Origin of the sequence: Streptomyces sp. NPDC001717, from assembly GCF_042892775.1 — a bacterium.
GTDB lineage: Bacteria > Actinomycetota > Actinomycetes > Streptomycetales > Streptomycetaceae > Streptomyces.
The window spans coordinates 1-26,527 of sequence record NZ_JBIAUK010000029.1; the positions used below are offsets into that span (position 1 = coordinate 1).

12 protein-coding genes are annotated in these 26,527 nt (G+C 70.4%); 6 read left to right on the forward strand and 6 right to left on the reverse strand.

Translation table 11 applies throughout. The features are described from left to right. The 5 genes from ACFYZL_RS32085 to ACFYZL_RS32105 all read right to left on the reverse strand — a co-directional run. On the reverse strand, nt 1-15,179 hold a 15,179-nt coding region (locus ACFYZL_RS32085; protein ID WP_388683850.1), incomplete at its 3' end, for an amino acid adenylation domain-containing protein. A 53-nt stretch (nt 15,180-15,232) separates the two neighbouring features. Continuing rightward, complete coding sequence (locus ACFYZL_RS32090) at nt 15,233-15,460, reverse strand: acyl carrier protein (protein ID WP_384749400.1); 228 nt, start codon at nt 15,458-15,460, stop codon at nt 15,233-15,235. Further along, nucleotides 15,457-17,364: an HAD-IIIC family phosphatase gene (locus ACFYZL_RS32095; RefSeq protein ID WP_388683853.1), complete on the reverse strand. Its 1,908-nt coding sequence runs from the start codon at nt 17,362-17,364 to the stop codon at nt 15,457-15,459. Before ACFYZL_RS32095 ends, ACFYZL_RS32090 begins: the two co-directional genes overlap by 4 nt. A 2-nt stretch (nt 17,365-17,366) precedes the next feature. Further along, on the reverse strand, nt 17,367-19,472 hold the full coding sequence (locus ACFYZL_RS32100) for an ABC transporter ATP-binding protein (protein ID WP_388683855.1): 2,106 nt from the start codon (nt 19,470-19,472) through the stop codon (nt 17,367-17,369). Between the two features lie 75 nt (nt 19,473-19,547). Next, a complete protein-coding gene (locus tag ACFYZL_RS32105; protein ID WP_384749413.1) occupies nt 19,548-19,772 on the reverse strand; it encodes an MbtH family protein in 225 nt (74 codons plus the stop codon). A gap of 491 nt (nt 19,773-20,263) precedes the next feature. Between ACFYZL_RS32105 and ACFYZL_RS32110 the strand changes: the two genes are divergently transcribed. The 3 genes from ACFYZL_RS32110 to panD are packed head-to-tail and all read left to right on the forward strand — an operon-like array spanning nt 20,264 to nt 22,903. Further along, nucleotides 20,264-21,241 (forward strand): RimK family alpha-L-glutamate ligase, encoded by a 978-nt coding sequence (locus ACFYZL_RS32110; protein WP_384749416.1) that lies wholly within the window; start codon nt 20,264-20,266, stop codon nt 21,239-21,241. Between the two features lie 2 nt (nt 21,242-21,243). After that, nucleotides 21,244-22,479 (forward strand): hypothetical protein, encoded by a 1,236-nt coding sequence (locus ACFYZL_RS32115; protein WP_384749419.1) that lies wholly within the window; start codon nt 21,244-21,246, stop codon nt 22,477-22,479. A 16-nt stretch (nt 22,480-22,495) separates the two neighbouring features. Continuing rightward, nucleotides 22,496-22,903 (forward strand): aspartate 1-decarboxylase, encoded by a 408-nt coding sequence (panD, locus tag ACFYZL_RS32120; protein ID WP_384731468.1) that lies wholly within the window; start codon nt 22,496-22,498, stop codon nt 22,901-22,903. A gap of 38 nt (nt 22,904-22,941) precedes the next feature. Here panD and ACFYZL_RS32125 read toward each other — a convergent pair whose 3' ends face one another. Further along, the gene (locus ACFYZL_RS32125) at nt 22,942-23,952 is read right to left on the reverse strand and encodes a LuxR C-terminal-related transcriptional regulator (protein WP_384749423.1); all 1,011 of its coding nucleotides are present in this window, start codon (nt 23,950-23,952) and stop codon (nt 22,942-22,944) included. A gap of 165 nt (nt 23,953-24,117) precedes the next feature. Here ACFYZL_RS32125 and ACFYZL_RS32130 point away from each other — a divergent pair, with 165 nt between their 5' ends. The 3 genes from ACFYZL_RS32130 (at nt 24,118) to ACFYZL_RS32140 (ending at nt 26,506) form a co-directional block, all read left to right on the forward strand. Beyond that, complete coding sequence (locus tag ACFYZL_RS32130) at nt 24,118-24,297, forward strand: hypothetical protein (protein ID WP_384749426.1); 180 nt, start codon at nt 24,118-24,120, stop codon at nt 24,295-24,297. After that, nucleotides 24,294-25,124: an enoyl-CoA hydratase/isomerase family protein gene (locus ACFYZL_RS32135; protein WP_384749429.1), complete on the forward strand. Its 831-nt coding sequence runs from the start codon at nt 24,294-24,296 to the stop codon at nt 25,122-25,124. Before ACFYZL_RS32130 ends, ACFYZL_RS32135 begins: the two co-directional genes overlap by 4 nt. Nucleotides 25,125-25,228: 104 nt before the next feature. Beyond that, nucleotides 25,229-26,506 (forward strand): phenylacetate--CoA ligase family protein, encoded by a 1,278-nt coding sequence (locus tag ACFYZL_RS32140; RefSeq protein WP_388683861.1) that lies wholly within the window; start codon nt 25,229-25,231, stop codon nt 26,504-26,506. Nucleotides 26,507-26,527 lie beyond the last annotated feature (21 nt).

Below are 26,527 nucleotides of genomic sequence, written 5' to 3' on the forward strand. Positions count from 1 at the left end.
CCGAGATAGTTGAAGCCGATCCGCGCCGAAGGCAGCCCCTCGAACGCGGAAGCAGTCTCCGGATTCAGGTGACGCAGCAGCCCGTAGCCCAGACCATCCCCCGGAACGGCCCGCGCCTGCTCCTTGACCCGCTTCAACAGACGGCCCGCCTCCGGACCACCGGACCGGATTCCCTCGTGGTCGACCGTTCCCGGGTCGAGTCGGACCGGGTAGGAGCTGGTGAACCAGCCGGCCGTGCGCGTCAGGTCCATGGCGTCGGAGAGCGGCACACGACCGTGCCCCTCCACGTTCACCAGCACCCCGCCCGGGATCGCTCGCCACTCGTCCACGGCCGCGACCAGCCCGGCCAGCAGCACGTCGTCGATGCCCGCGTGGAAAGCCTCCGGCACCCGCGTCAGCAGTTCCGACGTCACCGACACCGGCACCCGGAGCTCCACACGACGCGTCCCACCCGCGACCGTGTCCACCGACCGGTCCAGCCCACGACCGCCCAACAGATGGTCCGGCCCCTCAAGCACCCCGATCCACGACGACAGCTCCGCCGACCGCTCCTGAGCCGCCGCCTCCGCGGCAAGGGCCCGCGCCCAACCCCGGAACGAGGTCACGACGGGATCCAAGGCCACGTCGGGGCGGTCGTACGCCGCCGCGAGATCCGGAACGAGTACGCGCCACGACACTCCGTCGATCACCAGGTGGTGCGCCACCAGCAGCAGCCGTCCGGGCTCGTCGGGTCCGGCGTCGAACCAGACGGCCCGCACCATCCCGCCGGCCACCGGATCGAGCTGCTTCGCCTCATCCTCGGCACACACCCGAACGACGTCGGTCCACTGTCCGGCGTCGCCGACTCCAGCCGCGTCCACCCGCCGCACGACGGGCACGACAGAATCCGCCTCCGGAATCACGAGCGCACTCGGTGCGCCGTCGGCGAGTTCCAGGCGGGCACGGAGTACGTCATGGTGATCCACCAGCCGCTGAAGTGCCGCCCCCAAACGCGACAGCTCCAGCCCGGCCGGCACCCGGAGCAGCATCGACTGGGAAAACGCCCCGGTGAGCGCCGTCGGCCCCGCCCGTTCCACCAGCTCGCGCATCAGCGGGGTCAACGGCACGGTGCCGGTCGCCCGCTCGGCCGCAGGGGCCCCGATCGTCTCCGTCACGGCGACCGCGGCGAGGGCGGCCGGGGTGCGGTGCTCGAACACCTGCCGGGCGTTGATCACCACGCCGGCGCGGCGGGCGCGGGAGACGACCAGCATCGACATGATCGAGTCGCCGCCGAGGGCGAAGAACGAGTCCTCGGCCCCGACCCGCTCCAGCCTCAACACCTCGGCGAACAGCCCGCAGAACAACTCCTCCAACGGAGTCCGGGGGGCGCGTCCTTCCGCGCCGCCGAACTCGGGGGCCGGCAGCGCGGCCCGGTCCAGCTTTCCGTTCACCGTGACCGGCAGCGACTCCAGCCGCACGAACGCGGCCGGCACCATGTATTCCGGCAGCCTCTCGGCAGCATGCGCCCGCAGCCGCTCCACGTCCGCGTTTTCGCCGGCCGGTACGACGTAGGCGACCAGGCGCTTCACGCCCGGCTGGTCCTCACGGACCACGACCGCGACCCGGCCCACGCCCTCATGACCGGCCAACACGCTCTCGATCTCACCGAGTTCGATCCGGAAACCACGGATCTTCACCTGGTCGTCCGCACGACCCAGATACAGCAACTCACCATCCGAGGACCACCGCACCAGGTCACCCGTCCGGTACATCCGATCCGAACCCGGGAACGGGCACGCCACGAACCGCTCCGCCGTCAAAGCAGACCGACCCGCGTAACCGCGCGCCAGCTGCACCCCCGCCAGATACAACTCCCCCGTCACACCGGGAGGCACCGGACGCAGGAACTCGTCCAACACGTACGTCTGCGTGTTCCACACCGGACGACCGATCGGCACCGAACCCGACGGCCCCACCCCGCCCGAGCAGTCCCAGAACGTCACGTCCACGGCAGCCTCGGTCGGCCCGTAGAGGTTGTGGAGCCGCACGCCGATCCGGCGGACGAATTCATCCACCAGGTCCGCCGTCAGCGCCTCGCCGCTGCAGAAGACCTGCCGCAGACCCGCGCGGTCGCCCTCACCGACCTCTTGGAGGAATGCGCCCAACATCGACGGCACGAAGTGCATCACCGTCACCGACTGCCGGGCCACCACGTCCACCAGGTACGCCGGATCCCGATGCCCACCGGGCTTGGCCATCACCAGACCCGCGCCCACCACCAACGGCCAGAACAACTCCCACACCGACACGTCGAACCCCGTCGGCGTCTTCTGCAACACCCGGTCGTCACTCGCCAACCCGTAGGTGTCCTGCATCCACAGCAACCGGTTCGCGATCGACCCATGGCTGACCACCACGCCCTTGGGACGGCCCGTCGACCCCGACGTATAGATCACGTACGCCGGAAGACCGGGCACGACCTCCGCATCCGACCCGAGCGCATCCCCCGCACACGACGCGATCTCTGCGGTCGTCGCCTCGTCGTCCCACACCACCCACGAGGCATCCCGCACCGTCGCACGCGTGCACACCACCACCGTGGGACCCGCATCGGCCAACACATAGCCGATCCGGTCCGCCGGATACTCCGGATCCACCGGAACGTACGCCGCCCCCGCCTTGAGCACACCCCACAAAACCGCCACCAGATCGACCGACCGCTCCATCAACACGGCCACCCGACCCTCCGGACCCACCCCCCTCCCCCTCAACCACCGCGCCACCCGATTCGACCACTCGTCCAACTCCGCATACGACAGCGACGGCCCCCCGTCACCGACCACCGCCACCGCATCCGGAGACCGCCCCACCTGAACCGCGAACAACTCCGGCAAGGTCACCGCCTGCAACGACTCGTCGGTGTCGTTCCACTCCTCCACGACCGTGACCCGCTCGGCCGGTTCGAGGAGGTCCAGCTGCCCCACGTGCACGCCCGGGTCGGCGGCCACCTGTTCCAGGAGCCGCAGCAGCCGTCCCGACAGGGCCCGTACGGTCGCCTCGTCCAGCACGTCGGGCCGGTAGTCGAGTCGTAGCTCCAGCCGGTCGCCCGGGATGACCCCGAGGAACAGCGGGTAATGGGCGGCGTCCTCTCCGTCGAGCGCGCCCACCGTGACACCGTCGAGCCGCAGGGGGCCCTCCGGGTGCCGTGGATAGTTCTCGTACGCCAGCAGGGTGTCGAAGGTCGCGCCGGCGCCCGCGACGCGCTGGATCTCGGTCAGCCCCAGGTGGTGGTGCGTCATCAGGTCCACTTGCCACGCCTGGAGTTCCACCAGGAGGTCCGTGACCGAACGGCCCGGGTCGAGGCGTACCCGTACCGGGACGGTGTTCATGAGCAGTCCCAGCATCCGCTCGACGCCGGGAAGTTCGGCCGGGCGACCGGCGACCGTGGCGCCGAACACCACGTCCGTGCGGCCCGCGAGCATCCCGACCAGCACGCCCCACACGCCTTGGACCACCGTGTTCAGCGTGAACCCGTTCGTGCGTGCCATGTCGCGCAGCGCCCCACTCAGCCGCGCATCGGCCGACGTGCTGATCGTCCGGGGGGCCATCGGCTCCACCGCCCGGTCGATCGGTCCGACGAGGGTGGGCTCGGACGTCCCGGCCAGGGCCGCCCGCCATGCCTTCCGCGCGGTGTCCTTGTCCTGACGGCCCAGCCATGCCAGATACTCCCGGTACGAGGTGACCGGCGGCATCCCGCCGGCGTCGCCCCGGGCCGCGTAGAGCTCGGACAGTTCGCCGAAGAGGACCGGCAGTGACCAGCCGTCCAGCACGATGTGGTGCAGCGTCACGAAGAGGCGGTGTCGCCCGGCGCCCAGCCTCACCAGCAGCACCCGCAGCAGCGGCGGGGTCGCCAGATCGAACCGGGCCTGTTCCGCCCTCGCCAGCCGCCCGGCCTCGGCCTCGGCGTCCGCCTCGGACAAGCCGGACAGGTCCGCCTCACGCCAGGGCAGCACCACCTCCGGTACGACCACCTGGACGGGTCTTTCCATCCCGGGGGGCTGCCGGAAGCCGGTGCGCAGGTTCGCGTGCCGGTCGAGCAGCGCCTGCCAGGACTTCCGGAGGGAGCCGGTGTCCAGGTCGCCGTCCAGGTCGACGAAGGTCTGCTCGACGTAGACGTCGCGCGCCCGCTCGTCGTACCGGGCGTGGAACAGCAGCCCTTCCTGCAACGGCGAAAGCGGCCATACGTCGACGAGGCCGGGGACGTCCGCCTCGAGTTCCTCCACCTCGGCCTGGCCGAGGGCGACCAGCGGGAAGTCGGCCGGGGTGTGGCCGCCGCTGTCCGGGGCGGCGGCGTGCACCGCCAGTCCGGTGAGCATCGCCACCCAGCCGGACGTCAGCCGGCGCAGGGCCTCCTCGTCGAACAGGCCGACCGGGCAGACCATGGACACGGTCAGCTCGGGGCCGTCCGGCAGTTCGGTGACGAGGCCGCCGGCCTCCAGGGCGTGGGAGGCGGCCATGCGCGGGTCCGTTCTCCCCGCGAGGCCGTGATCGCCGACGGGCCGCCAGCTCCCGCCGTCCGGCTCGGCGGCGTGCGTGACGCGGCCGAGGTAGTTGAAGCCGATCTGCGCGCGGGACAGTCCTTGGAACGCGGAGGCGGTCTCGGGGTTCAGGTGGCGGAGCATTCCGTACCCGAGCCCGTCGCCCGGTACGGCACGCACTTGTTCCTTGACCCGCTTGAGCAGTCGGCCCGCCTCCGGTCCACCGGCGCGCACCTGTGCGAAGTCCGCCGAACCGGCGTCCAGGCGCAGCGGGTGGGAGCTGGTGAACCAGCCGATCGTGCCCGTCAGGTCCATGCCGTCGGAGAGGGGCACGCGGCCGTGGCCTTCCACGTCCACGAGCAACGGGCCGGCGGCGGCCCGGCCCAGGTCGAGTCGCCACTCCTCCAGGGCTGCGACGAGGCCGGCGAGCAGCACGTCGTCGATTCCGGCGTGGAAGGCGGCCGGTACGCGCGTCAGCAGCTCCGACGTCACGGACACCGGCAGCCGGAGTTCGATCCGCCGCATCCCCGCGCCCTCGGTGTCGACGGCCGGATCGAGGGGCCGGTCGGCGATCGGCGCGTAGGTGCCTTCGAGCAGCCGGATCCAGTCGGGCAGTTCCGCCACCCGCTCCGTACTGGTGGCCTGTGCGGCCAACTCCAGGGCCCACCGGCTGAACGGAGTGCACGAGGTGTCGGGGGCCGGATGCCCGTCGTTTGCCGCCGACTCGTACGCTGCGGCCAGTTCGGGTACCAGTGTCCGCCACGACACGACATCGATCACCAGGTGATGGGCCACGAGCAGCAATCGGCCCGGCGCGTCCGGTCCGGCGTCGAACCACACCGCCCCCACCATCGCCCCGGCCTGCGGATCGATGTGGCGTAGGGCGCGCTCCGCCTCGGCCTCCACATCGTCCACGACGGCGCGGACCACACGTTCCGCGGCCGTCGGCCCGGTGTCCTGGTCCGGGATCACGAGCCGTCCCGTTCCCTCGGCGCACTCCAGCCGTGAGCGAAGGATCGGGTGCCGGTCGAGCAGTGACCGGACGGCCGTGCGCAGCCGCCCAAGGTCCAGTCCGGGCGGGACCTGGAGCAGTGTCGACTGGGACAGCGTGCCCGTCAGTGCCACCGTCCCGGCCCGTTCGGCGAGTTCGAGCATCACGGGGGTCAGGGGCACCGGTCCGGTGCTCTGCGCGGAGGGCTCCGCCGGTTCCGCGCCGGCCGTCCCGGCCACTCGTGCCAGCCCGGCCGGGGAGTTGTGTTCGAACACCTGCCGGGCCGTGATCAGCACTCCGGCGCGCCGGGCCCGGGCGACGACCAGCATGGACATGATGGAGTCGCCGCCGAGTGCGAAGAACGAGTCGTCGGCCCCGACCCGCTCCAGCCCCAACACCTCGGCGAACAGGCCGCACAGGACCTCTTCCCACGGGGTCCGTGGGTCACGACCCTCACCCCCACCGAAGTCGGGGGCCGGCAGTGCGGCCCGGTCGAGCTTCCCGTTCACGGTGACCGGCAGGGTCTCCAACAACACGAACGCGGCCGGGACCATATAGTCCGGCAGCTTCCCGGCGACGCGGTCTCCGAGCAGCTCGACGTCCACGCCCGCAGCCGGATCGGCCGGTACGACGTACGCGACAAGACGCTTGGCCCCCGGCTGGTCCTCCCGCACGACCACCGCGACCTGACCGACGCTCTCGTGCGCCGCCAGCACCGCCTCGACCTCGGCCGGCTCGATCCGGAAACCACGGATCTTCACCTGGTCATCGGCACGACCGGCGAACAGCAACTGCCCCTCGGAGGACCACCGGGCCAGGTCACCCGTCCGGTACATCCGCTCCACCGGACCGCCGAACGGGCAGGCCACGAACCGCTCCGCCGTCAGAGCCGCCCGACCGTCATACCCACGGGCCAGCCCCGACCCCGCGACGTACAACTCACCCACGACACCGGGGGGCACCGGACGCAGGAACTCGTCCAGCACGTAGGACCTGCTGTTGTCCATCGGGTACCCCAACGGCACACCGTCCGGGACCTCGTCCCCCGCGACGTACGGGATCTGCGTGGTGAACGCCGTCGTCTCCGTCGGCCCGTACGTCGAGCGAACCGTCAACCCCGGATACGCGGCCAGCAACGCCCTGATCGCCGACGCCGACACGACGTCACCACCGGTCGACACCTCGCGCACACCCGCGAAGATCTCCGGCGACTCCTCCGCCAACACCCGGAACAGGCCGGCCGTCGCGTGCACGTTCGTCACACCGTGCTCGGCGATCAACCGACCGCGCTCCGCCGCGTCCACCTCGCCCGCCGGTACGACGACCAGACCGCCGCCGCGCACCAGGGGCATCCAGACCTCGTACGTCGAGGCGTCGAAGGCGTGGTTGGCCTGGAGCAGGACTCGCTCCGAGAGGTCGCCGTCCCAGCTGCGGTCCAGGACGAAGCTGACGACGTTGCGATGGGTGACGGCGACGCCTTTGGGTACGCCGGTCGACCCGGACGTGTACATCACGTACGCCAGGCCGTCCGGGGACAGGGCGAGGCCGGGGTCCACCGGTGCGCTCGCGAACGCCTCGGCCGTGGCGGCCGTCGGGAGGCCGTCGAGGTCGCGGTCGGCCAGTACCAGTGACACCCCGGCCTCGGCCACCACCGCGCGCAGCCGCTCGACGGGGTGCCCCGCGTCGAGCGGCACGTAGGCCGCTCCCGCCTTCAGGACGCCCAGCAGGACGGCGATCAGCTCGGGTGACCGGTCCATCGCCACACCGACCCGGCACTCCGGGCGGATTCCTCGGCCGATCAGCCAGTGTGCGACCCGGTCGGAGCGCTCGTCGAGTTCGGCGTACGTCCAGGTCGTGGTGGAGCCGGTGATCGCGACGGCCTCCGGGGTGCGGGCCGCCCGGTCCCGGAAGAGCTCGGGCAACGTCGCGGCGGGGAAGGGCCGCAGGGTGTCGTTCCACTCCTCGACGACCAGGTGCCGCTCGGCGTCGTCGAGGACGTGGAGCCCGCCGACCCGCACGTGCGGGTCGGCGGCCGCCTGCTCCAGTACCCGGACGAGCCGGTCGGCGAGCGCCCTGGCGGTCGACTCGTCGAACAGGTCCGTGGGGTAGGAGAGGTCTCCGTCGATGCCGTCCGGGGCGCCCTGCCCGTCGCGGCGCTCGGTGAGGGTCACGGACAGGTCGAAGCGGGCGGGCGGGGACGCGGACTCGTGGGCGCTGACGGTCAGTCCGGGCAGCTCCCATTCGGGGTCCGGGAGGTTCTGCAGCAGCAGCATGACCTGGAAGAGCGGGTGCCGGGCGAGGGAGCGGACCGGGTTGAGTTCCTCCACCAGCCGCTCGAACGGCACGTCCTGGTGGGCGTAGGCCGCCAGGTCGGTCTCGCGGACGCGGTCGAGCAGTTCGGCGAACGTGGGGTCCCCGCTCGCGTCGGTCCGCAGCACCAGCGTGTTGACGAAGAAGCCCGCCAGATCCTCCAGGGCCGCGTCGCCGCGTCCCGCGACGACCGTGCCCATGGGCAGGTCGGTGCCGGCACCGAGCCGGGCCAGCAGCATCGCCAGTGCCGTCTGGACGGCCATGAACACGGTCGCCGAGCCCTGCCTCGCCACCTCCACCAGGCCCGCGTGCGCCCGCGCGCCGAGCACGACCGGCACCGACCCGCTCCGGAAGGAGGGCACGGCGGGCCGGACACGGTCCGTGGGGAGGGTCAGTTCCTCGGGGAGTCCGTCCAGCGCCCCCCGCCAGTAGCCGAGCTGGGCGGCGATCAGGCTGTCCTCGTCCGCCGGGTCGCCGAGCATCTCGTGCTGCCACAGTGCGTAGTCGGCGTACTGGACCGGCAGCACCGACCAGGTGGCGCAGCCGCCGTGCAGGCGGGCCTCGTAGGCGGCGCGCAGGTCCCGGGCGAGGACGCCCATCGACCAGCCGTCCACGGCGATGTGGTGGGCGACCAGCGAGAGCACGTATTCGGTGCCGGGCAGTACCAGCAGTTCGGTCCGCCACGGCAGGTCGTGGGCCAGGTCGAACCTCCGGTCGGCGGCCTCGGCGAGCGCGGCGGGCAGCTCGTCGGCGGCGATTTCGCGGACGTGGAGCTCCGGGCGGCCGTCAGGGCCGTCCAGGATGTCCTGGCGGGGTACGCCTCCCGTGGCGGGGAAGCGGGTGCGCAACGTCTCGTGCCGGTCGGCGACGTCGCCGAGGGCGGCCTCGATCGCGGCCACGTCGAGCTCACCGGACATGCGCAGGGCGAGGGGCACGTTGTACGCGGCGCCCGCTCCGGCCTCCTCCAGCCCGTTCAGGAACCACATGCGCTGCTGGCCGAAGGACAACGGCAGCGTCTCGGGTCGCTGTCGCGGGACCACTCCGGTCCGCACGGCGCGCCGGTCGTTCTCCACGAGTGCGGCGATGCCGGCGGCGGAGGGGGCGCCGAACAGCTGCCGGATGTTGATCTCGGCGCCGAGTTCCTTCCGGATCCGTACGATCAACCGCATGGCGAGCAGCGAGTCGCCGCCGAGTTCGAAGAACGAGTCGTCGGCGCCGACGCGTTCCTGACCCAGGAGGTCGCGGAACAGGCCGCACAGGAGGTCTTCCAGGGGCGTCGCCGGGCCCCGGCCGACCGTGTCGCCCGGGGTCGGGGCCGGGAGCGCGGCTCGGTCCAGCTTGCCGTTGACGGTGACCGGCAGGGAGTCCATGGAGACGAAGGCGGCGGGCACCATGTAGTCGGGCAGCGCCCGCGCGGCGTGCTCGCGCAGCGTGCCACCGTCGATGTCCTGGTCGGCGGATGCGGGTACGACATAGGCGACCAGGCGCTTCACGCCCGGATGGTCCTCACGGCCGATCACCGCCACCTGGCCGACGCTGCCGTGTCGGGCCAGCACGGCCTCGATCTCACCCAACTCGATCCGGAAACCGCGGATCTTCACCTGGTCGTCGACCCGGCCGACGAAGCGGAGCTCGCCGTCGGAGGTCCAGCGGGCCAGGTCACCGGTCCGGTACATCCTCTCCCCCGAGCCGGAGAAGGGCGAGGCCACGAACCGCTCCGACGTCAGGCCCGCGCGGCGGACGTATCCGCGTGCCAGCCCGGCCCCGGCGACGTACAGGTCGCCGGCCACGCCGGGCGGGACCGGGCGCAGGAACTCGTCCAGTACGTAGACCCTGACGTTGGCGAGGGGGCCGCCCATCGACACCGCGTCCGGTACTTCGGCCGGAGCGGCCCACGAGGTGACCGTGACGGTGGCCTCCGTCGGCCCGTACTCGTTGTGGAACGAGCGCCCGTCGGCCCAGCGTCGCACCAGCTCGGAGCCGTACTCCTCGCCGCCGAGGACGACGTGCTCGATGGTGTCCAGGACCGTCGCGGCCGGCTCGCCGTCTGCGACGAGCGACTCCAGGACGCTCGGGGTGAACGTGACGGCGTTGACCGCGAGCCGCTCCATCTCCAGCAGGGCGTCTCCGTCGCGCCGCGCGACGCACAGGGTCGCGCCGCCCGCCAGCGCGGGAAAGATCTCGGCGACGGACACGTCGAAGGACACGGAGGCGAACTGCAGGACCCGGTCGCCCGGACCCCATCCGTACTCCGCCACCCGCCAGGACACGAAGTTGGCCAGACCCCCGTGCACGACCGCCACGCCCTTCGGCGTCCCGGTCGACCCGGACGTGTAGATCACGTACGCGGGATGGGTGGGGCGCAGCAGTACGACCCGGTCGGCGTCGGTCGGCGGGGTCTCCGGAGCGGCCGCGATCGCGGCGACGGTCGACGGGTCGTCCAGGAGGAGGTGCGGGAACCCGGCTGCGGCTGCCGCGGTGCGGCGGGTGCACACCACCAGGGCCGGACTGGTGTCGGCCAGCATGAAGGCGACCCGCTCGGCCGGGTAGCCGGGGTCGATCGGCACGTAGGCGGCGCCCGACTTCAGCACGCCGAGCAGCACGGCGACGAGATCGGCCGAGCGGTCCATCAGTACGCCGACGAGGTCCTCGGGGCCCACGCCCCGGCCGATGAGCGCGTGCGCCACCCGGTTGGCCCGCGTCTCCAGTTCCGCGTAGGTCAGCGTGGTGTCGTCGCCGACCACCGCGACGGCGTTCGGGTCACGGGCGACCCGCGCCTCGAACAGTTCGGGCAGCGTCTGGGCCGGTACGTCGCGGGCGGTGTCGTTCCATGTGACGAGGGCGCGGGAGCGCTCGCCCTCGATCAGCACGTCGACCTCGCCGATCCGGACCGTCGGATCCGCCGCGACCTGCTCCAGTACCCGCACCAGCCGACGGGCCAGGGCCTGGGCCGTGGGTCGGTCGAACAGGTCGACGGCGTACTGGAGGTCGCCGTTGATCCCCGCGGGCGCGCCCTGTTCGTCGCGGTGCTCGGCGAGGCTGACGGACAGGTCGACGCGCGCGGGAACGGCCGCGTCGGGCAGGGCCCTCTCCTCCAGTGCCTGGACGGTCAGGCCCGGCAGGTCCCAGTCCGCGGGCGGAACGTTCTGCAGGACCAGCATGACCTGGAACAGCGGATGGCGGGCGAGGGAGCGGGCCGGGTTGAGGTCCTCCACGAGTCGCTCGAACGGCAGGTCCTGGTGGGCGTAGGCCGCCAGGTCCGTTTCCCGGACGCGGTCCAACAGCTCGGCGAACGTGGGATCGCCGCCGGCGTCCGTCCGCAGTACGAGGGTGTTGACGAAGAAGCCGGCCAGGTCGTCCAGGGCGCTGTCCCCGCGGCCCGCCACGGCGGTTCCGATGGGCAGGTCGGTGCCCGCCCCCAGGCGGGCCAGCAGCATCGCGAGAGCCGCCTGCACGACCATGAACACGGTCGCCGAACCCTGCCTCGCCACCTCCACCAGCCCCGCGTGCGCCTGTGCGCCGAGCTCGACCGGGACCGACCCGCCCCGGAACGACGAGACCGCGGGCCGGGTCCGGTCGGCCGGAAGGGTCAGCTGGTCCGGCAGATCGGCCAGCACCTCACGCCAGTGGGCGAGTTGGGTGTTGACGAGGCTGTCGGGGTCGGTGACCTCGCCGAGCGCCTCGCGCTGCCAGAGCGCGTAGTCAGCGTACTGGACCGGCAGCGCCGGCCATCCGGCCGTCCCGCCCGTGAGCCGGGCCTGGTAGGCGGTGCGCAGGTCCCGGGCCAGGATGCCCATCGTCCAGCCGTCGACCGCGATGTGATGCGCCACGACGATCAGTACGTGATCCGAGGGAGACAGCGTCAGCAGCTCGACCCGCCAGGGCAGCTCCCGGGCCAGGTCGAAGCCCCGGGCCAGTGCCGTGGCCAGCGCGAGGGGCAGATCGGCTTCTCCGGCCGTGCGCAGGCGGAGCTCCGGCCGGCCGGCCGGACCTTCCAGGAGGTCCTGTCGGGGAACTCCGTCGATGTCCGGGAAGACGGTGCGCAGGCTCTCGTGCCGGTCGGCGACGTCGTTCAGCGCCGCTTCCAGTGCCGCCCGGTCGAGCGCGCCGGACAGACGCAGGACCAGCGGTACGTTGTAGGCGGCGCCGGCTCCGGCTTCCTCGAGCTGGTTGAGGAACCACATCCGCTGCTGGCCGAACGACAGCGGCAGCTCCTCGGGCCGCTGCCGTGCGACCAGGGGCACGCGGACTCCGGTGGTCCGCGACCCGTCGGCGCGGTCCGCCAGTTCCGCGACGGTGGGTCCGCGGAACACGTCCCGGATGCCGATCTCGACGTCGAGGACGGAACGGACACGGGCGATCAGACGCGTCGCCAGCAGGGAGTCGCCGCCGAGTTCGAAGAACGAGTCCTCGGCGCCGACCCGCTCCAGGCCCAGCACCTCGGCGAACAGCCCGCACAACACCTCTTCCACGGCGGTGGCGGGGCCACGGCCGGCGGAACCGGAACCGGAGAACTCGGGCGCGGGCAGAGCGGCCCGGTCGAGCTTCCCGTTCACCGTGACCGGCAGCGACTCCAGCGCCACGACCGCGGCCGGGACCATGTACTCGGGCAAGGACCGTGCGGCGAACCCCCGCAGTGCCTCCCCGTCGACCTCGCGTCCGGCCGGTACGACGTAGGCGACCAGGCGCTTCACGCCCGGCTGGTCCTCACGGACCACGACCGCGACCCGGCCCACGCCCTCATGACCGGCCAACACGCTCTCGATCTCACCGAGTTCGATCCGGAAACCACGGATCTTCACCTGGTCGTCCGCACGCCCCAGATACAGCAAATCGCCGTCCGAGGACCACCGCACCAGGTCACCCGTCCGGTACATCCGATCCGAACCCGGGAACGGGCACGCCACGAACCGCTCCGCCGTCAAAGCAGACCGACCCGCGTAACCACGCGCCAACTGCACCCCCGCCAGATACAACTCCCCCGTCACACCGGGAGGCACCGGACGCAGGAACTCGTCCAACACGTACGTCTGCGTGTTCCACACCGGACGACCGATCGGCACCGAACCCGACGGCCCCACCCCGCCCGAGCAGTCCCAGAACGTCACGTCCACCGCGGCCTCGGTCGGCCCGTAGAGGTTGGACAGCTCCGCGTCCAGTACGGCCCGGAAGTCCGCCACGACCTCCGCGGACAACGCCTCACCGCTGCACACCACCCGGCGAAGGCCGGCGCAGGCACCCCGAGTCACCTCGGGAAGGAAGGCGCTGAGCATGGACGGCACGAAGTGCATCACCGTCACCGACTGCCGGGCCACCACGTCCACCAGGTACGCCGGATCCCGATGCCCACCGGGCTTGGCCATCACCAGACCCGCACCCACCACCAACGGCCAGAACAACTCCCACACCGACACGTCGAACCCCGTCGGCGTCTTCTGCAACACCCGGTCGTCACTCGCCAACCCGTAGGTGTCCTGCATCCACAGCAACCGGTTCGCGATCGACCCATGGCTAACCACCACACCCTTGGGACGACCCGTCGACCCCGACGTATAGATCACGTACGCCGCCGTTCCGGGCGTGACCCGGGACGCCAAGGCATCGCCGGAGAAGGACGCGATCTCTGCGGTCGTCGCCTCGTCGTCCCACACCACCCACGAGGCATCCCGCACCGTCGCACGCGTGCACACCACCACCGTGGGACCCGCATCGGCCAACACATAGCCGATCCGGTCCGCCGGATACTCCGGATCCACCGGAACGTACGCCGCCCCCGCCTTGAGCACACCCCACAAAACCGCCACCAGATCGACCGACCGCTCCATCAACACGGCCACCCGACCCTCAGGACCCACCCCCCTCCCCCTCAACCACCGCGCCACCCGGTTCGACCACTCGTCCAACTCCGCATACGAAACCGAAGGCCCACCGTCACCGACCACCGCCACCGCATCCGGAGACCGCCCCACCTGAACCGCGAACAACTCCGGCAGAGTCGTCGCGGGGAGCCGCCGGCCGGTGTCGTTCCACTCCTCCACGACCGTGACCCGCTCGGCGTCCGTGAGGGCGTCCAGCTGCCCCACCGGCATCCGCGGTTCCTTGGACGCCGCTTCGAGGAAGGCCACGAAGGCGTTCTGATGGGCCACGAAATCGTCGCTCCCCGGCGACGACACGTCTCCGTCGAAGTCGATCCGGATACGGCCGTCCGCGGAACCGCCGCGAACGGTGATCATCAGATCCTCGGCGGGCGGTATCGAGACGTCGTGCGTGGTGCCCTTCGAACCCGCGAAATCGAGGTCGTTGTCGAAGGTGACGACGTTGACGAGCGGTCCGAAGTGCCGTTTGCCGGCGACCGGCCATTCGAGTTCGCGGCGCAGGTCCTCGCCCCGGTACCGCTGGTGCCGCGCGATGTCGCGCAGTTCGTCCTTCACCCGTCGCGCGAGGGTGAGGATGTCTTCGCGCGGGTCCACCCGCACCCGCATCGGCACGATGTTGGCCATCGTGCCGGGGGTGCGTCCCGAGAGCGCGGTGACGCGGCCCGTCACGACGACGCTGAACACGACGTCGCAGCTGCCGGTCAGCCGGCCGAAGTGCGCGGCTGCCGCGGCGATGACGACGTTCGACCAGTTCACACCGCCGGTGGCCGCCGACCGCCGCACGCGTTCCGCGGTGGAAGGGGCGAGGTGGGTCGTCTCGCGCCGGAACTCGGCGTCCGCCGCGCCGCCGACGGCCAGGGCCACCGGATTCGGCCGGTCGGCGAAGCGACCGGTCCAGTAGGCGCGGTCCTCCTCCTGACCGGCGGAACCCCGGTACCCCTCCTGCTCGTCGAGGACGTCCGTGATCGTTCCGAACCTGGCCTCGGCACACGGGGTCCCTCGGACGAGCGAGGTGTAGATCGCCGCCGTGCGCCGTCCGAACAGCGACCAGCCGAAGGCGTCCATGACCACGTGGTTGTACCGCTGGTACCAGAGGTGGCGGTCGGCGGAGAGACGGAAGAGCGCGTACGCGAACAGCGGGCTCGCCGTCGGGTCCGCGGGGCGGTCCAGATCCTCCCGCATCCAGGCGTGCGCTTCGGCCTCCGGATCCGAGGACGCGCTCAGGTCCAGGACGGTGAGGGACCACTCGGGCCGCGTGACGACCTGGTGGGGGCCGTGGGCGTCCTCGACGATCCGGACGTTCAGTCCTTCGGCCTCTGCCACGGCCTGCCGTAGCGCGGTCTCGAACAACGGCCGGTCCAACGGCCCGTCGATCACCACGAACTCACCGGAGTTGTAGACCGGGCTGGGGGCGCCGATGCGCTGCGCGAGCCAGATGTCGTACTGGGCCGCGGACAGGGGCAGGCGAAGGTCGTCCTGAGACATGCGAGTCCCTCACTCGGGGTTCTGTGCGTTGAAGTCGGCGTACGGCTGCGGCGTCAGCCCGTCGTCACCAGGCGGTGGATGGATTCCAGGCTCGGCGCTTCGAGCAGGTCGACGACGGCGATGCTCCGACCGGTCTTCTCCTCCAGGGCGACGACGAGTCGCAGCAGGTGGAAGGAATCCCAGCCGGCGAGTTCGTGCAGCCCGCGTCCGGCGTCCTCGACGGTGACCGGCAGGGCGAGTTCGTCGCGGACGAGGGCGATGAAGTCTTCGAGGTCGTTCACGGGAGGTCGCCTTCGGGGGTTTCGTCGATGCGGATGTGCGTCGGCATCGGTTCGATCCGTTCCAGCGCGTGCCGGAAGGTCCGTACGCCGCCGCCGTCGTCGAGGCCGTCGTCCTCGCCGTCGTCGCCGGCCGGGACGAAGCCGTGCCGGGGATAGAAGTCGCGGACGCGCCGGTTCTTCGCGGTTTCGCGGTAGGAGGCGATCACGGAGGTGGCGCCGGTGGCGCGGGCGTGTCCCAGTACCCAGGACAGGCATGCCTCTTCGATGGCGCGGGAGAACACCCGACAGCTCAGCAGGAAGTTGTCGATGTGCAGCACGTGTCCGTCGCGCCGTGCCAGGATCGCGCCGACCAGGCCGTGATCCCCGAACCTGTCGCCCGCGTGAACGGCCAGGGCGAGCGCGGCCGGGTCCCTCGTCCGGTCCAGTACCTCGCCGGGCTGGAGGCGCTCGGCGGTCATGTTGAACTGGTTGGTGCGCAGCGTGAGCTGGGAGATCCTGGGCGCCTCGGCTCGTGTGGCCGGCCCGATGCGGAGGCGGACGTCCAGTTCGCGCAGGTAGTCCTCGGTCGAATCGAAGCTGTCGAGGAAGCTCTTGCGCGCGGTGTCGTCCCGGTACCGGGCCGTCCGGATCCGGTCCTCGGCCGTGACCTCCCGTACGTCGAACCAGCCGTCCCGCAGCAGGTTCCTGCGGTGCCAGGCCGGTTCTCCGTCGACTTCGACGATCGTGACGCCGGGCAGCTCCCGTCGGACGAGTTCGCGTTCGAAGGCGCTGTCGTCGACGAAGACGAAGCTGTCGACGGACAGCCCGAGGGCGTCGGCCAGGAGTTTCAGGTTGTCGTGCTTGGGCTGCCAGTTCGCGATGACCTGGACGAAGTCCTCCTCGCGCAGCGCCATGCGCGGGTGCTCGCGCAGCGCCCGTGCCACCGACTCGGGTTCGTTCTTGCTGACGGCGGCGATGAGGACGCCTTGCGATCCGAGTTGCCGCACGACCTTCTGGAACGCGAGGAACGCCTCGCCCCGGTAGCTGTCGCCGACCTCGATGCCCTCCACCCCGTCGTCGCCGAGGACGCCTCCCCAGAGGGTGTTGTCGAGGTCGAGCACGAGGCACTTCTTCGTCCGTCCGGTCATCTGCCGGGCGAGGTGGCCGATCTCGGCCGCGTAGGCGAAGAGCAGGTCGTCGGTCAGATGGGCCTTGGCATAGGTGCTGAGCCGGTCCTCGACGACCGGCACGCCCTGCGCGACGAGGGGTTCGAGGTCCAGCACGACGACCGAGGGGTTGTCTTCGGCGAGCCGCAGCAGGCGGGCGTTGGCCTCCCGCCACACCACGCCCAGCCGGGCGCGGGAGCGGTGGTCGACGAGCTGGCCGGTGTGTGCGCGCAGCAACGGCATCGTGTTCAGTACGAGAGTGCCCGCCCTCTCGGCGAACCGGGCGGCGAGCCGTTCGATGAGACCGATCTTGTCCGCGGCGACCCGTTCCACGTCCTCGGGTCGCCAGGGCAGCGGCACCTCGTCGAACACGATCATCGGGTCGAGTACGCACAGGACGAGGTCGGGTCGGGCGGCGTTCAGTTCACCGGCCGGGTCGAGCAGTTCGAGCACGTAGTTGTCGAAGTCGGCCAGTACCGGGCGTGCGACCAGGCCGTGCCGGGCGAGCTGGGCGGTCAGGGCCGGGGCCAGGGTCCCCAGGGTTCCGTGCCCGGTGACGCCGATGGTGACCAGCGGCGTCCCGGGGTGGGCTCGGGAGATCGCCTCCGGATCGAGCCGGGCGAGGAGTCGCCCGGCCTTCAGGAGTTCCGTGCCCGAGAGCCGGGCCATCAGCTCGCCCGCTCTCGGGTATTCGCTCATCAGGCGCCCGGCGTCGGCCAGTTCGCGCAGTTCGGCCGCGGCCGAAGCGTCACCGGACACGGTCACCTCCTCGGCGGTGCCGCGACGCCGGGCAGGGGCGGAGGAGGTCCGCCGTGAGGGCCTCCTCCTCCCAGGATCTGCAGCGGAGGCGGTCCACCGGGGCCACCAGGGCCGCCGGGGCCGCCGGGAGGCGGCATCATTCCGCCCATGCCGCCGGGCGGCGGACCTGCGAAGTGCTGCGGTCCCGGTCCGCCGGCGAATTCCGGTACGGATTCCCGGGGGCCGGCGGGGGGTGAGGCGAACTGGGTCCGGTAGAGCTCCGCGTAGAGCCCGCCGGCCAGCAACAGTTCCTCGTGGCGGCCCTGTTCCCGGATCTCCCCGTTCTCGACGACCAGGATCTGGTCGGCCTCGCGGATGGTGGACAGCCGGTGGGCGATCACCAGGGAGGTCCGGCCGGCGAGCGCGGTCTTCAGCGCGTGCTGGACCGCGGCTTCCGACTCCGAGTCCAGGTGCGCGGTGGCCTCGTCGAGGACCACGACCGAGGGGGCCTTCAGGAGCAGCCGGGCCAGTGCGATGCGCTGCTTCTCGCCACCGGACAGCCGGTAGCCGCGATCACCGACGATCGTGTCGAGGCCGTCGGGCAGGGACGAGATCAGCTCCCAGATCTGCGCCGACTTGCACGCTTCGGTCAGCTCGTCCTCGTCGGCCTCGGGCCGGGCGTACATCAGGTTGGCGCGGAGGGTGTCGTGGAACAGGTGCGCGTCCTGGGTGACCATGCCGACGGTCTGCCGCAGGGATTCCGTGGTGAGGTCGCGGGCGTCGACGCCGCCGATGCGTACGGTGCCCGAGGTGGGGTCGTACAGCCGGGGCACGAGATGGGTGAGCGTCGTCTTGCCGGCGCCGGACGGTCCGACCAGTGCGGTGAGTTTGCCCGCGGGGACCTTGAAGGTCAGGTCCTTCAGGGTCAGGGCGTTGTCCTTGCGGACCTGTGAGGGGAGCGCGATCGACTCCAGCGAGGCGAGTGAGACGTCGGCGGCCGCGGGGTAGCGGAAGCTCACGCCGTCGAACTCGATCTCGGGGGCGTCCGAGCCGGTGGCCGGGAGTGCCCGCGCGTCCGGCTTCTCGGCGATCAGCGGCTTGAGGTCGAGCAGTTCGAAGAGCCTGTCGAAGCTGACGAGCGCGGTCATCACGTTCGCCTGCACGCTGGACAGCTGGTTGATCGGGCCGAAGAGCCGGGTGAGCAGTGCGGCGAGCGCCACCAGGGTGCCGACCTCGAACGCGCCGTTGACGGCGAGCGTTCCACCGACCCCGTACACCACGGCGGTGGACAGTGTCGCGAGGAGGGTGACGGAGACGAGGAGCATCCGGCCGTAGACGAAGTTCAGCACTCCGATGTCGCGGACCCGTGCGGCCCGCGTGCCGAACTGCTTCGCCTCCTGGTCCGGCCGGCCGTACAGCTTCGCCAGCAGCGCACCCGCCACGTTGAACCGCTCGTGCATCATCGAGCCCATTTCGGCGTTCTGCTCCATCGACTCCCGCATGAGCCGTTGCATCCTGCGGCCGATGACCTTGCCGGGCAGGACGAAGAAGGGCAGGACCACCAGGGCGACGACGGTGATCACCCAGGAGAGGTAGAACATCGCGCCGAGCACCAGGACCAGGGACAGCAGGCCGGACACCACGGTCGACAGCAGCGTGGTGAGCGCCTGCTGGGCCCCGACCACGTCCGTGTTGAGCCTGCTGACCAGCGCGCCGGTCTGTGCCCGGGTGAAGAACGCGAGCGGCTGCCGCTGCACGTGCTCGAACACCTCGGTTCGCAGGTCGTAGATCAGGCCCTCGCTGATGCGGGCCGAGTACAGGCTCTGCGTGAATGCCGCCGCGGTCTCCAGCAGGGCGAGGCCGGCGACTCCGAAGGCGACGCCGAGCACGATCCCGTTGTCCCGGGGCAGGATTCCGTCGTCGATGAGCACCTTGAACAGCATGGGGCTCGCCACCGTCATCACCGCTTCGAGGACGGTGATGAGCAGGAGGAACCCCACGGCGCCCCGATAGGGTTTGAGATAGGGCAGGATCCGAGGCACCGTGCCTGGTTTTATTTTCTGGCGGGTCAACCCGGAATCCGAGCCGAACCCCGATATCACCATTTGCGGCCCGGGGCCTCCAATCATGACTCCGAAACCTCCTTGTCCTTTGAGTGATCGGATGCACCTGCGCCATGACGGCTGCGCGCCGCCAAGGGGCTGCTATTCGGCGTGCTCGTACTGCTTCATTTCCTCGATCAGGCTCTTCGGGCGCATATCCGTCCAGTTCTCCTCGATGAAGTCGAGGCATGCCTGGCGGGTGTTCTCACCGAACTCGACGACCCAGCCGGCCGGCACATCCGCGAAGGTCGGCCAGAGGGAGTACTGACCTTCTTCGTTGACGAGCGCGTAAAAGGTCCCGTCTTCGTTGTCGAATGGATTCGCCATGTTCGCCCTCCGGTGAAACAGATCCGACTCGATGAATGCGCGGCTTTCCACGCAATGCCGCTGCGAGCGATCGTACAGCCGTCCAACCGAACCGATTCGACAGTTGGACGTGCACACAAAAAGGGGCCTGCCACATCGGCAGGCCCCTTTGAGGAGAGGATCACATGAATACCGGCTCCCCGGCAATACCGTCCAACTGACGAACTCGAATGGAAAAGGCACGACGGTCCCGGCGCAGCCGACCCCGGCTGGTCAGCGCACCGGGCCGCGCGTCTTCAGGGGTACCGGCAGGAGTGCGGGGTGGACCTGACGAGCGGCCGCGGCCGCCCGAGGGACCCCTGTCGTATCGGCGCCAGGCAGGAACCCGAGCCTGCCTGAACGAGCGGAACCTGTCGGTCCCCTGCAAGAGTTGCGGTGTTCGAGGCCGCGCCCGTACCGGGCGTCATGTCGATGACCGGCCTGACCAAAGGTTTTCGTAGGGGAATGGGATCGTGGCGACTGAACACGTGGTGACCTGGATCTGCCATCCGGACGACTTCCTCCCGGAGTACGTGGACAAGATCTCTGCGCAGATGGAGGAGCGCTGGGCGCAGCCGTGCGCGAAGCACGGCTTCTCCTTCCGCTTCATCTCCGCCAATGAGCTGGTGCCCGCCTGCGGCGACCGGCCCCGGCTGTGGCACGACGGCGTGGACCTGCTGGAGACGCGCCAGGCGTACATCGTCGACGACGTCAGCGGCGATCCGCAGGCCACGCACTTCCTGCGGGGCATCTACCGGGCCATCGACGCGAGCGATTCCGTGCTGCTCAACCGCTCCCTCGTCGGCTCCGAGAGCCTGGAGCGCGACAAGCTGGCCATCCTGGCGCGGGCGTCCGTACTGGGTGTCAGGACGCCGAAGACGGTGGCCCTGCCCTTCGGCCGCTACGCGAGGAGGGGACTGGACGTCGTCCGCGAGGAGGTGGGCGAAGGCCCCTACATCCTCAAGGCGCGCGAGATGGGCATCGGCTTCGGAGTGCTGAAGCTGGACAGCTTCGAGCAGCTCCGCGCGGCCGTCGACATCGTGTCGCAGACCGGCCAGAACTACATCGTGCAGGAGTACCTGCCCAACCGTGGCGACCTGCGCGTCGCGATGGTGGAGGGCAAGTTCGTCGCGAGCATGCTGCGCAGCCCGGCCGAGGGTTCGTACCTCTCCAACATCTCCCAGGGCGGCAGCGCCAGCGCCAACCCGGACGTGGCGGCGGTCATGCACGACGTCGAGCGGATCGTCGCGAGCCTTCAGGCCGACTACCTCTGCGTGGACTGGCTGCTCACCGATGACGGTCCGGTCCTCGGGGAATGGGGAACGGCCATGGCCGAGTTCTCCAGCCTGCCCGAGCCCGCCCGGTCGCAGCTCGCCGACGCGTTCTTCGCCTGGGTCGGCCGACTGCTCTGCGACGGCGAGGCTGTCGCCGCGGCCGACGAGACCCGCTGACCATGGCAGACAGCAAGACGGCGGCGAGCGCCCGGCCGACGACGGGGCACCCGCCCGCCGTCGCGGCGGGGCTGGGGTTCACCCTTCTGTCGAACGCCGGCCTGGCCATGGTGCTCACTCTGCTGCCCGTGACGGTGCTGCACGGCGGCCGGATCGAGCCGACCCTCTTCTCGCTCGCGCTGTCGGTCCATGTCGGTGCGGCGCTGGTGGGCGCGGTGTGCACCCCGCTCGTGCTCGGCCGGCTCCACCCCGCGTGGACGCTGACGATCGCGTCCACGCTGAAGGCGGCCGGTTTCGCCGCCGTCGTGGTCAGTACGCGGGACCCCGCCCTCTTCCTCTTCGCGGTGCTGGCCGGTCTCGGGGTGGGCGTGTCCCGCCCCGCGGTGCGGTCGCTCCTGACGGGTGCGGCGGGTGAGGACCGTCGCAGTCAGGTGTTCCAGGTGTTCTTCATCCTCCTGAACGTGGCCTACGTCCTGGCACCGGTCGCGGCCGGACCGGTGGGCCGGGCCGGGGTCCCCGCGCTGCTCGTCCTCACGGTGGTCGAGCTCGGCGTCGGTCTGACGGTCGGTCTGCTCGGCCGCGGGCTTGCCTTCGACGTACCCGCACGCGGCACGCGCGGCTTCGGGTCGAGTCTTGCCGTACTGAAAAACCGCGCCGCGGCCGTCGTGCTCGTCTACACCTTCGCGATCTACTTCGCGATGGGCTTCCTGTACGCGATGGTCCTGCTCTACGAGGTCGTCAACCCGGCGCAGGCCGAGCACCGCACACTGTTCCTGAGCTACCAGCCGCTGGCCATCATCGCCATCCAGCTGGCCTTGCTCCCCTTCTTCGCGCGGCTGCCCCGGGGCGCGCTCTACATGACCGTGGCCGGCGCGGGCGGCGTCGGGCTGGTGCTGTCGTTCACGAGCGGTCTGGTCGTGATCCTCGCCGGACTCACCCTCTTCGCGATCGCGGAGTGCCTGGCCTTTCCCAAGATCCAGGTGGAGGCCGCGGACACCGTGCCCCCGGCCCAGCTGACCCAAGTGTTCGCCCTGGTGAGCGTGGTGACCGCGGTCGGCGAGATCGTCGGGAACATGACGGCGGGGATCCTCGCCGGTGGCGCCGCCTCCTGGCTGCCCGCGCCCGCCCACTCCGGGATGGTCGTCGGCCTGCTCGTGGGCCTCGTGCTCCTGGTCGCCGGCGTCGCCGTCACCCGCTCCATCACCCCGGACCGTGCGTCCGGCATCCCCCAACACTGAACCAGGAGACGTACCGATGTACCGCACCATGTTCAAGTCCAAGATCCACCGTGCCACAGTGACCCAGGCCGATCTGCACTATGTGGGTTCGCTGACGATCGACGCGGAACTCATGGAGGCGGCAGACCTGTTGCCCGGCGAGAAGGTGCAGATCGTCGACATAGACAACGGCGCACGCCTGGAGACCTACGTCATCGAGGGGGAGCGCGGATCTGGAGTGATCGGGATCAACGGAGCCGCGGCCCATCTGGTCCACCCCGACGACCTCGTGATCATCATCAGCTACGCGCAGGTGGCCGAGGCCGACGCCAAGGCGTTCGAACCGTGCGTCGTCCATGTGGACGGGCAGAACCGGGTGATCGCGCTCGGCACGGATCTGGGCGAGCCGGTGCCGGGTTCCCCGGAACTCGTACGCGGCAACTGACGCCTCGGCCGACGGCTCGGCCGGGCCGGGACGGCCGCTCACCGGGGGGCGTCGACGACCTTGCTGAGCAGGTAGCCCGCGTGCAGCCGGTTGCGCGCTCCGAGCCGCGCCATGACGTCCGAGATGTGTCGCTGGCAGGTCCGCAATGACATGCCCAGCCGGCGGGCGATCACCTTGTCCTCCATCCCCTCCACCAGCAGCTGGGATATGGCGAGCTTGATCTCCTCGGAGGCGCCCATCACCTGGTTCTGGTCGTAGGAGACCGGGAAGGGGCTGGCCGTGGGCCAGACCCGCTCGAAGGCCTCGACGACGAAGTCCACGATGCTCTGGTCGCTGACGATCACGGCGCCCAGCGGATTGCCGTGCAGCGGCAGCACCGCGACCTCCCGGTCGAAGACGATCAGCCGCATGAAGGCGTCACTGAGCATGCGGACTTGGGCACCGAGAGGGGTCACGTACTTGACGTAGGCCCTGGTGGCCGGGTTGAACTGCGCGGTGTGCTGGTAGATGGTCCGCATGGTGACCTTACGCCTGAGTACTAACTCGGTGCGTTTGAGAGCCTCTTCGAGCACGTCAGCCGGGCGCGCGCCACCCGGCTGGGAGGTCAGGATCTCCTGACTGGCGTGTGCCGCAAGGCCGTTCAGGGCGCTGCGCACGGAATCGACTTCCGGCAGGACCTCGATTTCCGGACGACGCAGCCGTTTGGCGGGACTCTGCTCGTAGATCTCGGCCAGGGAATCCAGCCGCTCCATCATGTGCATGATGTGCTGCTGCCTCTCCGCCAACTCCCTTACGGCCGGGGCGATGAGCTGGGCCCCGAAGATCCGCGGAGAGCTGGCGGTATATCCGCCGCCGGGGGTGGGCCACAGGAGATGGAGATCACACAGCGATCTCATCAGCTCCTCCGCTTCCTTCACGTCCGTACCGATGGCGGAGGCGACTTCCGCCGGGGTGACCTTTTCCCGTTCACAGGCGTACTCGTACGCCTGCAGGGCCCTGCCGTTCAAAGGGAGCGGTGAGGCGTCACCAGGGATGCCCGGTATGTCCATTTAGCGTCCTTTTGGGAAATTAAGCGTGGGCGGGTCGGCCCGTTTTACCGACCATCATATCTGCGCCTGGCGGTGATGCGACGTACCGGAGCCCTGGAGGCGGAGGGCCCCGCAATGGCAAAGTAAGTCCTGCCCGAGAAACTCCTTCCAGGAAATGGAAATGTGATGTCGAATTCCTTCGCGAGAATATCTGCGGCGGCCGGACTCGCTTTTTTCGCGGCGCTGCTCGTCATCGCCGCCCCGGCCGAATCGACCGCCACCCTGGCCGACGGAAACAAGGACGTCTCCTACGCCGTGCCGGCCGCAACCGGGGCGCCCGAGCTCGATCTGGGATGGGGTCGGTGATCGAAGGGAGGTTCGGTGACTCGATCATCGTTCGCAGGCTGGAGCGGGGGCGGATCGCGGAGCTGGTGCTGGACCGGCCGCACGCGATGAACGCGGTCTCCATGGAGCTCGGCGCGTCACTGGCGGCCGCCACCGCCGCCCTCGCCGGTGACCCTTCGGTCGGCGTCACCGTGATCACCTCCACTGCCGAGCGTGCCTTCTGCGTGGGCGCCGACCTCAAGGAGCGCCGGAACTACACCGAGTCGGACCGGGCCCGGGCCCGGCCGGTCAGCCGGGCCGCCTACGCCGGGGTGCTGGCGCTGCCGATGCCCGTGATCGCCGCGGTGCACGGCTACGCACTGGGCGGCGGCTACGAGCTGGCGCTCTCCTGCGATGTCATCGTCGCCGATCCCGACGCGGTCATCGGGCTCCCCGAGACCGCCGTCGGCGTCATCCCCGGCGGCGGGGGAACCCAGCTGCTGCCGCGTCGCGTGGGCGCGGCGCGTGCCGCCCACCTGATCTTCAGCGGCCGCCGGGTCCCGGCGGTCGACGCACTCGAACTGGGCCTCGTGGACACGCTCTCCCCCGCGGGTGAAGTGCGCGCGGCGGCTCTGGAAATCGCCCGCACCTACGCCGCGAACTCTCCGGTGGCGCTGCGGGCGGCCAAGCGCGCACTGAGGCTCGGACACGGCGGTGACCTCGCGACCGGACTGGAGGTCGAGGACGCGGCCTGGCATGCCGTGGCTTTCTCCGCCGACTGGGTCGAAGGGGTCGAAGCGTTCAACGAGAAGCGGCAGCCGAACTGGCCCGGTTATCGCGATATGGAATCCGTCGTCACGGAACACTGATGAAAGCTGGAAGAGACTTGTTGCGGGAAGCCGAATCGTTCTCAAAACTTCGGGAAAAGGTGCTCAGCGAAGCGTCCCGAATTCACCTGGCCGCCGATCTCGATGTGCTGACCAGAAAGCAACTGGAAGAAATCCAGCAGAGCAATCTGGCGCGCACCGTCGAGGCCCTCGGGAAGGACCCCGCGGCGGCCGCCAGGTGGCCGGGAGCACTCGATGTCCGAGTCGCCCGCGATCTGGCCAGGCTCCCGCTCTTCTCACCGGCGGACCTGCAGAGCACCTGCCCGCCCGGTACGGAGGACCTGGTCCTGGGCGACGGCGGTTCCGGGCTGGCCCTCCGCTCCAGCGGTACGTCCGGCCGGCGCAAGGTCCTCTACCACTCCTGGGAATTCGCCGAGCGGGTCGCCTTCCTCGGGGCCCGCGGCGTGCTCAGCGCCCTGGGGTCGAGCCCCCGCCGCATCGCCAACTTCCTCTACCCGGCGGAGCTCAACGGCGCGTTCGGCTTCGCCCAGGACGTGACGCGGCTGCTCGACGCCATGGCCTTCCCCATGGGCAGTAGCGCCCTGGCCTCTGCGGAGACGCCCGAGGTCCTGCGCGACCACTCGGTGGACACCGTCGTCTGCTCGCCGTCCGCCGGCATCAAGCTGCTCACCGAGGACACCGCCGGGGCGCTGGCGGCCGTACGCAACTTCCTCTACATCGGGGAGATCCTCGGGGAAAGCCGGGAGCGGCAGCTCGCCGAGGCCCGCCCCGACCTGCGGGTGCGGTCGCTGTCCTACTCGACCAGTGAGACCGGCCCCATCGGCTACCAGTGCGCGTACCAGAGCGGCTCGACCCACCACCTGCACGAGGACGCCCTCGTCGTCGAGGTCATCGACACGGCCGCCGAGCGCATCCAGCCCGACGGCCGGGTCGGCGAGGTCGTCGTCACCACGCTGACCGACTCGGGGATGCCGCTCCTGCGCTACCAGGTGGGCGACGAGGGGTACATCGAGACCGGCGCCTGCCTGTGCGGCAGTGCCGCACGCCAGTTGACCCTCATCGGCCGGGTCCGCCAGTCCGTCAACGTGGACAGCACCACCATTTCCCAGGAACTGGTGATGGACCGGCTCGCCGGACTGGGCATCACCGACCCGGCGGACTGCCAGTTCCAGGTGCTGACGCACGAGACGGGCTTCTCGATCCGGCTCCTCGTCTCCGACCGGACCCCGTCCGGGCTGACGGCGGACGACGCCGTGGCCGCCCTGCGGGGCGCCTACCACATGCAACGGGTCTTCACGGCTCCCTCCTATCGGGGGCTGACGGTGGAGCGGGTCGACAGCTCGCGGTTCCACCACACGGACCGCGGAAAGGTCCCGTTCTTCCACGAACATCACATCGACTGACGGAACCTCAGGTTCCATCAC